Source organism: Agrobacterium sp. CCNWLW32, from assembly GCF_037083425.1.
Lineage (GTDB): Bacteria > Pseudomonadota > Alphaproteobacteria > Rhizobiales > Rhizobiaceae > Agrobacterium > Agrobacterium radiobacter.
The window spans coordinates 136,665-150,177 of the sequence record NZ_JBAOJM010000003.1; the positions used below are offsets into that span (position 1 = coordinate 136,665).

Annotated in this window: 10 protein-coding genes; 6 read left to right on the top strand and 4 right to left on the bottom strand. The window is 60.7% G+C overall.

Annotation, left to right across the window (positions count from 1 at the left end; genetic code table 11):
- Positions 1–21 precede the first annotated feature (21 nt).
- The 4 genes from V6R85_RS07980 to V6R85_RS07995 form a co-directional block, all read right to left on the bottom strand.
- Positions 22–951, bottom strand: coding sequence for a response regulator (locus V6R85_RS07980; RefSeq protein WP_013636721.1), 930 nt, complete (start codon positions 949–951; stop codon positions 22–24).
- Positions 948–4,343, bottom strand: a complete 3,396-nt coding sequence (locus tag V6R85_RS07985; RefSeq protein WP_111834781.1) for an ATP-binding protein — start codon at positions 4,341–4,343, stop codon at positions 948–950. The genes V6R85_RS07980 and V6R85_RS07985 overlap by 4 nt, the downstream gene beginning before the upstream one ends.
- A 43-nt stretch (positions 4,344–4,386) precedes the next feature.
- Positions 4,387–5,157, bottom strand: coding sequence for an SDR family oxidoreductase (locus V6R85_RS07990; RefSeq protein WP_065687522.1), 771 nt, complete (start codon positions 5,155–5,157; stop codon positions 4,387–4,389).
- Positions 5,158–5,375: 218 nt separating this feature from the next.
- Positions 5,376–6,410, bottom strand: a complete 1,035-nt coding sequence (locus V6R85_RS07995; protein ID WP_003510168.1) for a glutamine synthetase beta-grasp domain-containing protein — start codon at positions 6,408–6,410, stop codon at positions 5,376–5,378.
- Between the two features lie 481 nt (positions 6,411–6,891).
- Between V6R85_RS07995 and V6R85_RS08000 the strand changes: the two genes are divergently transcribed.
- The 6 genes from V6R85_RS08000 to urtE all read left to right on the top strand — a co-directional run bounded on the left by V6R85_RS08000 (position 6,892) and on the right by urtE (position 13,491).
- A complete protein-coding gene (locus V6R85_RS08000; protein WP_003510163.1) occupies positions 6,892–7,098 on the top strand; it encodes a DUF2735 domain-containing protein in 207 nt (68 codons plus the stop codon).
- A 360-nt stretch (positions 7,099–7,458) separates the two neighbouring features.
- Complete coding sequence (gene urtA, locus V6R85_RS08005; protein WP_003510158.1) at positions 7,459–8,748, top strand: urea ABC transporter substrate-binding protein; 1,290 nt, start codon at positions 7,459–7,461, stop codon at positions 8,746–8,748.
- 281 nt (positions 8,749–9,029) lie between these two features.
- The gene (gene urtB / locus V6R85_RS08010; RefSeq protein WP_111834782.1) at positions 9,030–10,643 is read left to right on the top strand and encodes an urea ABC transporter permease subunit UrtB; all 1,614 of its coding nucleotides are present in this window, start codon (positions 9,030–9,032) and stop codon (positions 10,641–10,643) included.
- The gene (urtC, locus tag V6R85_RS08015) at positions 10,640–11,818 is read left to right on the top strand and encodes an urea ABC transporter permease subunit UrtC (RefSeq protein ID WP_111834783.1); all 1,179 of its coding nucleotides are present in this window, start codon (positions 10,640–10,642) and stop codon (positions 11,816–11,818) included. The genes urtB and urtC overlap by 4 nt, the downstream gene beginning before the upstream one ends.
- 7 nt (positions 11,819–11,825) lie before the next feature.
- Positions 11,826–12,587: an urea ABC transporter ATP-binding protein UrtD gene (urtD, locus tag V6R85_RS08020; protein WP_006314997.1), complete on the top strand. Its 762-nt coding sequence runs from the start codon at positions 11,826–11,828 to the stop codon at positions 12,585–12,587.
- A 208-nt stretch (positions 12,588–12,795) separates the two neighbouring features.
- The gene (gene urtE, locus V6R85_RS08030) at positions 12,796–13,491 is read left to right on the top strand and encodes an urea ABC transporter ATP-binding subunit UrtE (RefSeq protein ID WP_003510152.1); all 696 of its coding nucleotides are present in this window, start codon (positions 12,796–12,798) and stop codon (positions 13,489–13,491) included.
- Positions 13,492–13,513: the final 22 nt, after the last annotated feature.

The following is a 13,513-nucleotide window of genomic DNA, read 5'->3' on the forward strand; positions in this document are numbered from 1 at the left end:
TTACCGCACTAATTGTGCTCGTCAGCCCTGATGCAAAATATGCGCCGCCTTGACGGCCGCCGAAGCGCGGTTTTCGACGCCGAGCTTCACATAGATCTGTTCCAGATGTTTGTTCACGGTTCTGGCGGAAAGGCCGAGAATATCGCCGATATCGCGGTTGGATTTGCCTTTGGCAATCCACAGCAGAACTTCCGATTCCCGCGTTGTCAGGGCAAAGTGGTCCTTCAGCAGGTGGTCGTCGGATTTCTCATTGGCGGCTGTCAGACGGAAGAGATATTCGTCCGGTCCCATTGCGCCGAGGAAGGATAGCTGCAAAGCGGGCCGCCCGGCCTCGGTGATCGTCAGCGGTGCATCGCGGGCGGAATCCACCGTTGTCCTGTCGGCCAGCCAGCCGGAAATATGGGCAACGACAATCTCCAGCCCATCATCGCGGCCGGTGGCGGCGTTGACCAGCCGGGTTGCCTGTGGTGTGGACCAGTGGATCGCGCCGTTGGCGCGCACGGCGAGCAGGTGCCGACCGGCGGCATCCAGCGCCACGCGGGCGCTCTGCGCCGAGCGGGCATTGGAGAGATGCACACGGATGCGGGCGCGCAGCTCATCGATGTTGATCGGCTTGGTCAGATAGTCGACACCGCCGGATTCGAGCGCCCGCACCACATGTTCGGTCTCCGTCAGCCCGGTCATGAAGATGACAGGCACCTGGGCCACGGCGGCGTTGGCCTTCAGGCGGCGGCAGGTTTCGAAACCGTCCATGGCCGGCATGACCGCATCGAGCAGGATGATATCGGGCGTGATGCGTTCGGCAATGTTGAGCGCGGCCTGACCGGATGTGGCGATCAGCGCCGAAAAGCCTGACTGTTCCAGCGCATCGGTGAGGAACCCCAGCGCTTCGGGACTGTCATCCACCAGCAATACAATGTCTCTCGGCAGTGCTGCGCCTTGCCCGCTCATGCCTTGCCGTCTCCCCTGTCGTTCTCTTCAAACCGCTTTAGAAAATGGGCGTAACCGGCCAGATCGAAGGCCTGCACATAGGTGCCAAGCTCTTGCGTGAAGGGCAGGTTGTTGGTGTTGCGGGCGAGATCTGCGAGTTTTGCCTCTATGCCGCGTATGTAGCCTATTTCGCCGAGCCTCTGCAAATCCTTGATATGAATTACGCCGGGATGAACGATCTGCGCCGGCGGCTGGGGGATGGGTGCCGGGGGAAGGTCGGTATCGTAAATCCACTTCAGGCCGAGATGCACCGCAAGCCTGTCGCACAGGTGGCGGATATCGACCGGCTTGGCGATGGCGTCGTTGTGATTGTCTTCTCCGGCACCCGCTACGGTGCCGTCACCGATATTGGCCGAGAGCATGATGAGCGGAGCCGTCTGCCCTGCTTCACGCAACTTCGTCACAAGCTGCCAGCCGGACATTCCGGGCATGGAGATATCGATGAGAAAGAGGTCGGGCTGCACGCCTTCGATGAGTGTCAGGCATTCCGGTCCGCTCTGGGCGGTCAGCACCACGAAATCGAGCGGCGAAAGCACCTGCCGCATCAGCTCGCGGTGATCCTCATTGTCATCAACCACCACGATGGTGCGGCGCGGGCCGGAATAGGAGCGGATGGTCTTTTCTGCCGCAGGCGCGGTGCTTGGCCGATGCACGGCAGACAGCATGAGGCGGACGCGAAAGGTGGAGCCGCTGTCCTTCTCGCTGGAGACGGAAATCTCGCCGCCCAGCGTGTTGGTCAGAAGCCTTGTGATTGTCAGCCCAAGGCCGAGGCCCGGCATGGGGCGCACGCTTTCGGCCTCGCCGCGCTGGAAAGGCTCGTAGATGCGGGCGAGGTCTTTTTCGGCAATGCCGCGCCCGGTATCCGACACCGTGAAGCTTGCCACCTGGCTGCGATAGGCGACATCGAAGGTGACGCTGCCCTCATCGGTGAACTTGATGGCGTTGGAGAGCAGGTTGACGAGAATCTGGCGCAGACGCTTTTCATCCGTGCGGACATATTGCGGCAGGGAATGGGCGCGTTCGTGCCGGAATTCCAGCCCCTTGGCCTGCGCCTGCGGGCGGAACATGTCGACGATCTGGTCGAGGAAATCCTGAATATTGATCTCGTTGGAATAGACCTGCAGGCGGCCAGCCTCGATCTTGGAAATATCCAGAAGCCCGTCGATCAGGCCGGAGAGATGGTCGGCGGAACGGCGAATGACCTTGATGGCCGATTGCCGCGGCGCGGGAATGGTCTCATCGCGTTCGAGGATTTGGGCGTAGCCCAAAACAGCGTTGAGCGGCGTGCGCAATTCGTGGCTGAGGCCGACCACGTAGCGGCTCTTGGCGCGGTTGGCGGCCTCAGCCGTTTCCTTGGCGTCCTGAAGGGCGGCGTCGGTCTTCTTGTGGGCGGCGATTTCCTTCAACAGCAGCGTGTTCTGGCGTGAGGATTCCTCTTCCGCAACCACCCGGCTGTCATGGGCAAGAACCAGAAACCAGCAGACGATGCCGGCAATGACGGCAAAGACGAAAAACACGATGAGGATGGTGCGGTTGACCACGTCAGCCGTTGCCGGCGAGGCGGTGCCGACCTGATGGGCGATGAGCGCCAATATGCCGCCAATGGCGGTGACGGCGATGGCCGCCGCCATGCCATAACGTCCGAGCCTTGTGGCGAGTTTTGCAACCAATTGGTGGGGCAGGAAAGATTTTGCGACCGTCGCGACTTGATAGTTGAGCTTGGCCTTCGGCTTGCACATGTCATGGCAGCGGCTGTCCAGCGAGCAGCAGAGCGAACAGATCGGCGCCGCATAGGCTGGACACCATGCCATGTCTTCCGGCTCGAACGGGTGTTCGCAGATGGAGCAGGTGATGGCGCTCAGCTCGCGCCATTTCTGGCGCGGCTTGCGGGCCAGATAGAATTTGCCCTTCGTGCCCCAGGCGATCAGCGGCGAGGCTATGAAGGCGACGATGAGGGTGAGATAGGGCGCAAGCGAGGCAGCGAGTGCGCCGAAGGTGCCGAAATGCGCCATCAGCGCAATGGTGGCCGAAAGCGCCATGGAGCCGACGCCGACGGGATTGATATCGTAGAGATGGGCGCGCTTGAACTCGATGCCCGGTGGGGCAAGGCCGAGCGGCTTGTTGATGAACAGATCGGCCGAGATGGTGCAGAGCCAGGCCATGGCGACGATGGAAAAAATGCCGAGCGTTTCTTCCAGCAGGCGATAGATGCCGAGTTCCATCAACAGCAGCGCGATCACTACGTTGAAGACCAGCCAGACCACGCGGCCGGGGTGGCTGTGGGTGAGGCGGGAAAAGAAGTTGGACCAGGCGAGCGAGCCCGCATAGGCGTTCATGACGTTGATCTTCAGCTGCGAGACCACCACGAAGGCGACCATCAGCAGCATAGCCGCCGTATGGTTGGGGATCATGTAGCCGAAGGCGGTCAGGTACATCTGGGCCGGATCGGCGGCGCGGTCCACCGAGACGCCGGAACTGAAGGTCAAGACCACGAGGAAGGAACCGGCCAGCAGCTTCGGCACGCCGACGACGACCCAGCCGGCACCCGCCAGAAAGACCGCGATGCGATGGCGCAGGCGGCTCTGTCCCTCGGCGGGCAGGAAGCGCAGGAAATCCACCTGTTCGCCGATCTGCGACATCAGCGCGAGGATGACGGCAGACGCCGCGCCGAATTCCACCAGATTGAAATGGGCCACGGTGCCCGGCGGACCGGAGGCGTGATGAATGCCGGAAAAGGCCCGCCACAGATCGTATTTTTCCCAGTCCATCAAAGCGATGAAGATGAAGGGCAATACGTTCAGCACGATCCAGAAGGGCTGGGTGATGATCTGGAAACGGCTGATGAGGCGCACGCCGTGGGTGACGAGCGGAATGACCATGACGGCGGAGATGATGTAGCCGATCCAGAGCGGAATGCCGAGCGCCAGCTCCAGCGCGCCGGACATGATCGACGCCTCTATGGCGAAGAGCATGAAGGTGAAGGCGGCGTAGATCAGCGAGGTGATGGTGGAGCCGATGTAACCGAAGCTCGCGCCGCGTGTCAGGAGATCGATATCGACGCCGTGACGGATGGCGTAACGGCTGATCGGCAGGCCGACGGCAAGCATGGCAATGGCCGCGACGATGATGGCGTAAAAGGCGTTGGTGGTGCCGTATGACAGCGTGATCGCGCCGCCGATGGCTTCGAGTGCCAGAAAGGAAATAGCGCCGATGGCGGTGTGGGAGATGCGGTTGGACGAAAATTGCCGGGCGCTTTTAGCGGTGAAGCGCAGCGCATAATCTTCCAGCGTCTGGTTGGCGACCCAGCGGTTATATTCGCGCCTGACGGGGATGATGCGTTGCCGTGCGGCCATGCCTAGGATCCAGCCCCTTTCCGCAAAAGGTGTTTTGCCATTCTCACAGCCGCACCGACATGCCGCCATCCACCGTCAGCACATGGCCGTTGACGAAGGAGGAGGCGTCGCTGGCCAGAAACAGGGCTGCACCGGCGATTTCATCCGGCCTGCCCCAGCGTTCCAGCGGCACGCGCAGTTTGGCGAATGCGACCATGTCAGGGTTTTCGGCAAGGGCCGCATTGGTTTCCGTGGCGAACATGCCGGGTGCAATGGCGTTGCTGGTGATGCCGCGCGCACCATATTCGACAGCTATTGCGCGCATCAGCCCGGTCAGCCCCTGCTTGGCAACGGGATAGATCGCATCGCCCGGCCTGACGATGTGGCCGAGAATGGAGGTGATGGTGATGATGCGGCCGTAACCGTTGGAATTCATGGCTTGCGCGGCGTCTCGCGACAGCGAGACGGAGGAGGTGAGGTCGGTGCGGATAAGCTCCAGCACGTCCTCGTCGCTGAATTCGGAAAGCGGGCGGCGGTCGCGTGCGCCGACATTGTTGACGAGGATATCGAGATGGCCGAATTCGTCCATGATGCGGTGGACGAGGGCAGTTCCGGCGGCGGTATCGGCAATGTCGAAAGCGGCATAATCGGCTTTTCCGCCGGCTTGCCGAAGTGTGCCTGCTGCCTGTTCCAGCGCCTCGGCGTTACGGCCGGTCAGCCACACATGGGCGCCAGCCTCGGCAAAGGCCCTGGCGATTTCGAAACCGAGGCCGCGGCCGCTGCCTGTGATGATGGCGATGCGGTTTTCGAGAGAGAATTTTTTGAGAATGCCCATCGCTCACCTTCTTGCTTTAGAGCATCGGACCGAAAACCGTGTCGCGGTTTCGGAAAAGCCGATGCGGTTGGTCAAAGCCACGCAACGTCTTCGAGTTTGCGCATAGGCAAGAATATTCCACGCAGGGCAGAGGGCGAAAGGTCGCCTGTCCGGTCCGGCCGTTCGGTGGACATAAAAATGGCGTCGCCCGGTTGCGGGCGACGCCATGTCTTGGGTTATCAGGCAGCAGCCGACTTTGCGAGCGGCACTTCTGCAATCGTCTTCAGAACAACGGAAGCGATCTGGTAAGGGCAGCCCTGCGAGTTCGGACGACGGTCTTCGAGGTAACCACGGTAACCGTTGTTGACGAAGGAGTGCGGAACGCGGATCGAGGCGCCACGGTCGGCAACGCCGTAGGAGAACTTGTTCCACGGAGCGGTTTCGTGCTTGCCGGTCAGGCGCAGGTGGTTGTCCGGACCGTAAACGTCGATATGCTCCTGCCAGTTCTTGGCGAAAGCGGCCATGAGGGCTTCGAAATACTCCTTGCCGCCAACTTCACGCATGAACTTGGTGGAGAAGTTGCAATGCATGCCCGAACCGTTCCAGTCGGTATCGCCGAGCGGCTTGCAATGGAATTCGACGTCGATGCCGTACTGTTCGCAAAGACGCAGCAGCAGGTAACGGGCGATCCAGATCTGGTCGGCGGCGCGCTTGGAGCCCTTGCCGAATACCTGGAATTCCCACTGGCCCTTGGCCACTTCGGCATTGATGCCTTCGTGGTTGATGCCGGCTTCGAGGCAGAGGTCGAGATGTTCTTCAACGATTTCGCGGGCAACCGAGCCGACGTTCTTGAAGCCGACGCCGGTGTAATACGGACCCTGCGGAGCCGGGTAGCCCTGCTCGGGGAAGCCAAGCGGACGGCCGTCCTGGTAGAAGAAATATTCCTGCTCGAAACCGAACCATGCGTCTTCATCATCGAGGATGGTCGCGCGGCTGTTCGATGCATGCGGGGTGACGCCGTCAGGCATCATGACTTCGCACATGACGAGTACGCCGTTGGTGCGGGCCGGATCGGGATAGATCGCAACGGGCTTCAGCACGCAATCCGACGAGTGGCCTTCGGCCTGCTGGGTGGACGAGCCATCAAAACCCCAAAGCGGCAGCTGCTCGAGCGTCGGGAATTCGTCGAATTCCTTGACCTGTGTCTTGCCGCGCAGGTTGGGGACCGGCTTGTATCCGTCCAGCCAGATGTACTCGAGTTTGAACTTAGTCATTACGAACCTCTCATAGGTAACAATGCGAAGCCTTGAGGCCTCCCGTGGCTTTGACCACCGGAAGCGCATTCGCGTTCAAGGGCTGACGGGTTAGATGCATGCCGCGTGCCAGATTGGCGATATCGGGCGAATTCTTCGAAAAATCTTTCAGGGGCCCTGTCATGCAGGGGCTGCGGTATCACCTCGGTCCGCTTCTGCTGCACTGCGGCAGGCAAATTCACCCCTCATGTTTCATCATTGAATCCTGATAGATAGCCGACGTCTGGCGGGGAAATGCCCTGCTGCGGTGCAATGATTTCAATTGCGCGCGAGGGATCGGCATTTGCCCCAAAAACCGGCGCTTTCGGAATGGTTTTTCTTGTATATGAGACGATTAATGCCTATATTTTTCGCAACGTGATTTTTTTTTAATCAAACGGAGCGAATCCGGCGCTTGCGGGTTTGCTCCATACAAAAAGTGCTTCGATGCAAACAAAGTGAGATGATCGAAATGGCAACTGGCATTCATCGCGAGACGGCAACGATCTATCAATTCCCGGTCGGCGGGCGCGCGGGTCTTTCGAAGTTCCGCAGCAGCGGCCTGAACGACCTCGAGCGCCAGGCGCAGGAACCGCATATCGACTTCGGTTCCTGGTATCACGATGATGCGATCCGCGACGAAGAACGGAACGACAAGCCGCATTCCTGATCTGGCTTCTTGTGAAGTTTTACCGATTGCGGTGGGCCTAGCCACGTTTGCGTCTTCAACTCTTCAGGCCCACTCTGCGTCATCCTCGGGCTTGACCCGAGGATCCACGATGGGAGCGCCTATGGATCCTCGCCTCAAGGGCGAGGATGACGTCGAATAGGCGGGACGGTCGAACATAAAAGCCGGCGGATGTTTAGACCGAGCTTTCTCCCAAATCTCCTTCCCTGCATCTTTCGCCACCCCGCCTACGTCAATTGACGTATACGGTTTCGCGTCCGCGAGATCGATAGTCCCTCCCAGCAGCGGCCGCAGATGCCGCTGAGCCTCGATGAGAGGCCAACAAGGAGAGGGGTTCTTCCGATGATGTTCCGCAAGACGCTTAGTGCCGCGCTGCTTGGCGCGATCCTGTCCACCACCGCCTTCCACGGCGCGTTTGCAGCTGATGACACGATCAAGGTCGGCGTGCTGCATTCGCTTTCCGGTACCATGGCGATTTCAGAGACGACGCTGAAGGACGCCATGTTGATGCTCATCGACGAGCAGAACAAGAAGGGCGGCGTTCTCGGCAAGAAGCTCGAAGCCGTCGTGGTCGATCCGGCCTCCGATTGGCCGCTGTTTGCCGAAAAGGCCCGCCAGCTGATTTCGCAGGACAAGGTCGCCGCCGTTTTCGGCTGCTGGACGTCTTCCTCGCGCAAATCCGTGCTGCCGGTTTTCGAGGAACTGAATTCGATCCTGTTCTACCCGGTTCAGTACGAGGGTGAAGAATCCTCGCGCAACATCTTCTATACGGGTGCGGCACCGAACCAGCAGGCCATTCCGGCCGTCGATTATCTCGCCAGCACCGAAGGTGTGGAGCGCTGGGTTCTGGCCGGTACGGACTATGTCTACCCGCAGACCACCAACAAGATCCTGAAGGCCTACCTGATGTCGAAGGGCGTCAAGGAAGAGGACATCATGATCAACTACACGCCGTTCGGTCATTCCGACTGGCAGACGATCGTCTCCGACATCAAGAAGTTCGGCTCGGCCGGCAAGAAGACCGCCGTGGTCTCCACCATCAACGGCGACGCAAACGTGCCCTTCTACAAAGAACTGGCGAACCAGGGCATCAAGGCGGAAGACATTCCGGTCGTCGCCTTCTCTGTTGGCGAAGAAGAGCTTGCCGGTCTCGATACCGCACCGCTCGTCGGCCACCTTGCCGCCTGGAACTACTTCCAGTCTGTCGATGCTCCGGTCAATGCCGAGTTCATCAAGACCTGGCACGCGTTTACGAAAAACGACAAGCGCGTGACCAACGACCCGATGGAAGCGGCCTATATCGGTTTCAACGCCTGGGTAAAGGCCGTCGAATCCGCCGGCACGACCGATACGGACAAGGTTCTGGACTCGATCATCGGCGTTTCGGTGCCGAACCTTTCGGGCGGTTACTCCACCGTCATGCCGAACCACCACATCACCAAGCCGGTGCTGATCGGCGAAATCCAGGCCGATGGGCAGTTTGAGATCGTGCAGCAGACGCCGCAGGTGGTGGGTGATGAATGGTCGGATTACCTGCCGGACTCGAAGGATCTGATCTCGGACTGGAGGAAGCCGATGTCTTGCGGCAACTTCAATGTGGCCAGTGGCAAGTGCGGCGGCAAGGGTAGCTGATAGCGACGGTTGGTTGCCGCCCCTTGTCGGGGGCGGTGACTTTGCACTCCTATCGCCCGAACTGAACAAGCATGCCCCCCTCTGCCCTGCCGGGCATCTCCCCCACAGGTGGGGAGATCGACTCGCGGCAAGGCGCCCCGCCCTCCTCATCGGTTGAGATAGAGCGATGCAGGCGCCCCTTGCCGATCTCCCCACCTGTGGGGGAGATGCCCGGCAGGGCAGAGGGGGGTGGCGGCACCCACAGACGGCGCTTTTATCGGAAACGCTCCAAGGAACCCGACATGACGATCCGATCTTTTCTCGGAGCCATCTTTCTCTGGCTCACCCTCGGGATCGCGGCGCAATCCTTCGCGCAAAGCGATCCGAAGGCGCTGATCGACCAACTCGGCACGGCGGACTTCAAACAGGCCGAAACGCTGATCGGGCAGATCGCCGCCACCGGCGATGCGCGGGTCGTGCCGGCGCTCGAGGCTTTCGCGGCGGGTGATCTTTACGTGCGCAAGACCGATAATCTGGTGTTCATGACGAAGCCGGCAGGGTCGAGTTTCACACTGATCGATCCGCTTTCGGGAGAAAGCGCCGGCGAAGCGCCCAAGGCCGCCGTCTCTAAGATCAAGATCAACAACAATCTTCGCCGCGTCATCCGTGCCGCTCTCGGCGGTCTGACCCTGCTCAGCCCGGAAAAATCCGTGCGGCTTTCGGCGGCGGATGCCGTCTTGAAAGCGCCGAGCGCCGAAAATCTCGAATTGCTGGAAGCGGCCATCGCCAAGGAAACCGACAGTGAGGTGCGGACCCGGATGGAGGAGGCGCGGGCTGTCTCGCTGCTCTCCTCCGACCGGTCGCTCGCTGAGAAGAAGGATGCGATCGCGACCATCAAGAAGCTGGGAGGGCGCGACGCCATCGGCATTCTGATGGCGGCCTCCGCTTCCGTCGATCAAAGCCTGAAACCCGATATAGACGAGGCCATTTCCAGCATCGAAAGCGCGCTCGCCTTCTGGGATTACGCGCAGAATGTATGGTACGGCCTGTCGCTCGGTTCCGTGCTGCTGCTGGCCGCCATCGGCCTTGCCATCACCTTCGGCGTGATGGGCATCATCAACATGGCCCATGGCGAGATGGTGATGATCGGCGCTTACTCCACCTTCATGGTGCAGGAGGTGATCCGCAGCCATTTCCCCGGCCTGTTCGACTGGTCGCTCGCCATCGCACTGCCAGCTGCTTTTCTGGTGACGGCCTTCGTCGGTCTCATCATGGAGCGTGGCGTCATCCGCTTCCTTTACGGGCGGCCGCTGGAAACGCTGCTGGCCACCTGGGGCATTTCACTCATCCTGCAACAGGGCGTGCGCTCCATCTTCGGCCCGACCAACCGGGAAGTTGGCAGCCCCGGCTGGATGTCCGGCTCCTTCAGCGTCGGTTATCTCAATTTCACCTGGAACCGGGTGTGGATTGTCTGTTTCTCGCTCTCGGTCTTCTTCGCGCTGCTGGTGCTTTTGAAGCGCTCCTCCTTCGGGTTGCAGATGCGTGCCGTGACCCAGAACCGCCGCATGGCCTCTTCCATGGGCATCCGCACACCCTGGGTCGATGCCTTCACTTTCGCGCTCGGTTCGGGTGTTGCAGGTCTTGCCGGCGTGGCGCTGTCGCAGATCGACAATGTCTCGCCCAATCTTGGTCAGAGCTACATCATCGACAGTTTCATGGTGGTGGTGTTCGGCGGTGTCGGCAATCTCTGGGGAACGCTGGTGGGTGCGCTGTCGCTCGGCGTGCTTAACAAGTTCCTTGAGCCGACGGTGGGCGCCGTGCTCGGCAAGATCCTCGTGCTTGTCCTCATCATCCTGTTCATCCAGAAGCGGCCGCGTGGTCTCTTCGCACTCAAGGGAAGGGCGATCGAAGCATGATTACCGGCTTCCTCCTGCGCGCGCTCGATCGCCGCATTTCCATCGCCATCGGCATCATCCTGGCCATCGCCGTGCTGGTGCCCGCCTCCAACCTGCTTTTGCCAGTAGACAGCGCATTCCGCATCCCGACTTACATCATGTCGATGCTCGGCAAATATCTCTCCTATGCGCTGCTTGCGCTGGCGCTTGATCTTGTCTGGGGTTATTGCGGCATTCTCTCGCTCGGCCACGCCGCCTTCTTCGCGCTCGGCGGTTATGCCATGGGCATGTATCTGATGCGGCAGATCGGTACGCGCGGGGTCTATGGCCATCCCGTGCTGCCTGACTTCATGGTCTTCCTCAACTGGAAGGAACTGCCGTGGTTCTGGCACGGCTTCGACATGTTCTGGTTTGCGGCGTTGATGGTGCTTGTCGTACCGGGCCTGCTCGCCTTCGTGTTCGGCTGGTTCGCCTTCCGCTCGCGCGTCAACGGCGTTTATCTCTCGATTATCACCCAGGCCATGACCTATGCCCTGCTGCTTGCCTTCTTCCGCAACGATATGGGTTTCGGCGGCAATAATGGCCTTACCGATTTCAAGGATATCCTCGGCTTTTCCGTGCAGGCGGATGGCACGCGCGCCGTGCTGTTCGCCATGACGGCGGTGATGCTGGCGCTTTCGCTGCTGATTGCCTCCGGCATCGTCAATTCCAAATTCGGCAAGGTGCTGGTGGGCGTGCGTGATGCCGAAAGCCGGGTGCGCTTCCTTGGGTTTAGGGTGGAAAACATCAAGCTCTTCACCTTTGTTGTGTCAGCCATGATGGCGGGCATTGCCGGTGCGCTGTTCGTGCCGCAGGTGGGCATCATCAACCCCGGCGAATTTTCCCCCGCCAACTCCATCGAGGTGGTGGTGTGGACGGCGGTGGGCGGGCGCGGCACGCTGATCGGGCCGATCATCGGCGCGGTTCTGGTCAATGGCGGCAAGAGCTATTTCACCGGTGCTTTCCCCGAATTCTGGCTGTTTGCGCTGGGCGGTCTCTTTATCGCGGTAACGCTGTTCTTCCCGAAGGGCATTGTCGGCACCGTGCAGCATTATCTCGTCGGGCGTCGTGAAAAGCGGGTCGCGCGGGCGGCAAGTGCAGCCGGACAACCGGGTAATGACAGTGCTGCAACAGCGGCGCAACAGGCGGCGGAGTGAGGCTGACATGAACACGGTTTCCGAAAACAGAACCAAAAGCCTGCTTTATCTCGACGGTGTTTCCGTTTCCTTCGACGGGTTCAGGGCGCTCAATTCGCTCTCCTTCGTGGTGGAGCCGGGCGAGCTGCGGGCCATCATCGGCCCGAATGGCGCCGGCAAGACGACGATGATGGATATCATCACCGGCAAGACCCGGCCGGATACCGGCACGGTGCTGTTCGAAGACAGCATCGACCTCACGAAAAAGGATGAGGCGGATATTGCCCAGCTCGGCATCGGGCGTAAATTCCAGAAGCCAACGGTGTTTGAAAGCCATACCGTCTGGGACAATCTGGAACTGGCGCTGAACCGCAAGCGCGGCGTTTTCGCCACGCTGTTCTACCGGCTGACGCAGGAGGACAAGGCGCGCATCGAGGAAATCCTCGCCACCGTGCGTCTCGGCCACCGCCGCGGCGATCTCGCCGCCAACCTTTCGCATGGCCAGAAACAGTGGCTTGAGATCGGCATGCTGCTGGCGCAGGAACCGAAACTGCTGCTGGTGGACGAGCCTGTCGCCGGCATGACGGATGCGGAAACGGCGGAAACCGCCGTGCTTTTGAAGGAGATCGCGAAGACCCGTTCGGTTGTCGTGGTGGAGCACGATATGGGCTTCATCCGCGAGCTGGGCGTGAAGGTGACGTGTCTTGCCGAAGGCTCGGTGCTGGCCGAAGGGTCGATCGATTTTGTGTCCAGCGATCCGAAGGTGATCGAGAATTATCTGGGGCGGTGATGGTGGTGTTTGCGGCGTTACCCCCCTCTGCCCTGCCGGGCATCTCCCCCTCAAGGGGGGAGATCGGCAAGCGGCTAACACCCTGCCTCATGACCAGTAGGCGATGGGACGAGCGGGAACGGCATCTGATCTCCCCCCTTGAGGGGGAGATGCCCGGCAGGGCAGAGGGGGGTAACGCCGCCCACCATACCGCCAATGGAGTTTTATCATGCTGACAGTCGAAAACATCAACCTCCACTATGGCGCGGCGCAGGCCCTGCGCGGCGTGTCGCTGAAAGCGGAGATGGGCAAGATCACCTGTGTTCTCGGCCGCAACGGCGTCGGCAAAAGCTCGTTGCTCCGTGCCGTCACCGGCCAGCAGGCCACCAGCGCCGGCACCATCCGTTTCGGCGATGCGGCGCTCGACGGGCTCGCACCTTACCAGCGGGCTAAGCGCGGGGTGGGTTACGTGCCGCAGGGACGGGAAATCTTTCCGCTGCTCAGCGTGCAGGAAAATCTGGAGAGCGGTTATGCGCCGCTGCCGCGTAGGGAGCGTTTCATCCCGGACGATATTTTCAGCCTGTTTCCAGTGTTGCAAACCATGCTGTCGCGGCGCGGCGGCGATCTCTCGGGCGGCCAGCAGCAGCAGCTTGCGATTGGCCGGGCGCTGGTGACGCGGCCGAAAATCCTTGTTCTCGACGAACCGACCGAGGGCATTCAGCCGTCGATCATCAAGGATATCGGCCGGGCGATCAAATATCTGCGCGACTCCACCGGCATGGCGATCCTGCTGGTCGAGCAATATCTGGATTTCTGCCGCGAGCTTGCCGATTACGTCTACATCATGGACCGCGGTGAAATCGTGCATGAGGGGCTGGCCGAAACGCTGGATACGCCGGAAGCGCGGCGGCATCTGACAGTGTAACGTTGAGCACGCCGATCACGGC

Coding starts and splice junctions, on each gene's coding strand:
- V6R85_RS07980 (WP_013636721.1), bottom strand. CDS start 951: ATGAGCGGGCAAGGCGCAGCACTGCCGAGAGACATTGTATTGCTGGTG.
- V6R85_RS07985 (WP_111834781.1), bottom strand. CDS start 4,343: ATGGCCGCACGGCAACGCATCATCCCCGTCAGGCGCGAATATAACCGC.
- V6R85_RS07990 (WP_065687522.1), bottom strand. CDS start 5,157: ATGGGCATTCTCAAAAAATTCTCTCTCGAAAACCGCATCGCCATCATC.
- V6R85_RS07995 (WP_003510168.1), bottom strand. CDS start 6,410: ATGACTAAGTTCAAACTCGAGTACATCTGGCTGGACGGATACAAGCCG.
- V6R85_RS08000 (WP_003510163.1), top strand. CDS start 6,892: ATGATCGAAATGGCAACTGGCATTCATCGCGAGACGGCAACGATCTAT.
- urtA (WP_003510158.1), top strand. CDS start 7,459: ATGATGTTCCGCAAGACGCTTAGTGCCGCGCTGCTTGGCGCGATCCTG.
- urtB (WP_111834782.1), top strand. CDS start 9,030: ATGACGATCCGATCTTTTCTCGGAGCCATCTTTCTCTGGCTCACCCTC.
- urtC (WP_111834783.1), top strand. CDS start 10,640: ATGATTACCGGCTTCCTCCTGCGCGCGCTCGATCGCCGCATTTCCATC.
- urtD (WP_006314997.1), top strand. CDS start 11,826: ATGAACACGGTTTCCGAAAACAGAACCAAAAGCCTGCTTTATCTCGAC.
- urtE (WP_003510152.1), top strand. CDS start 12,796: ATGCTGACAGTCGAAAACATCAACCTCCACTATGGCGCGGCGCAGGCC.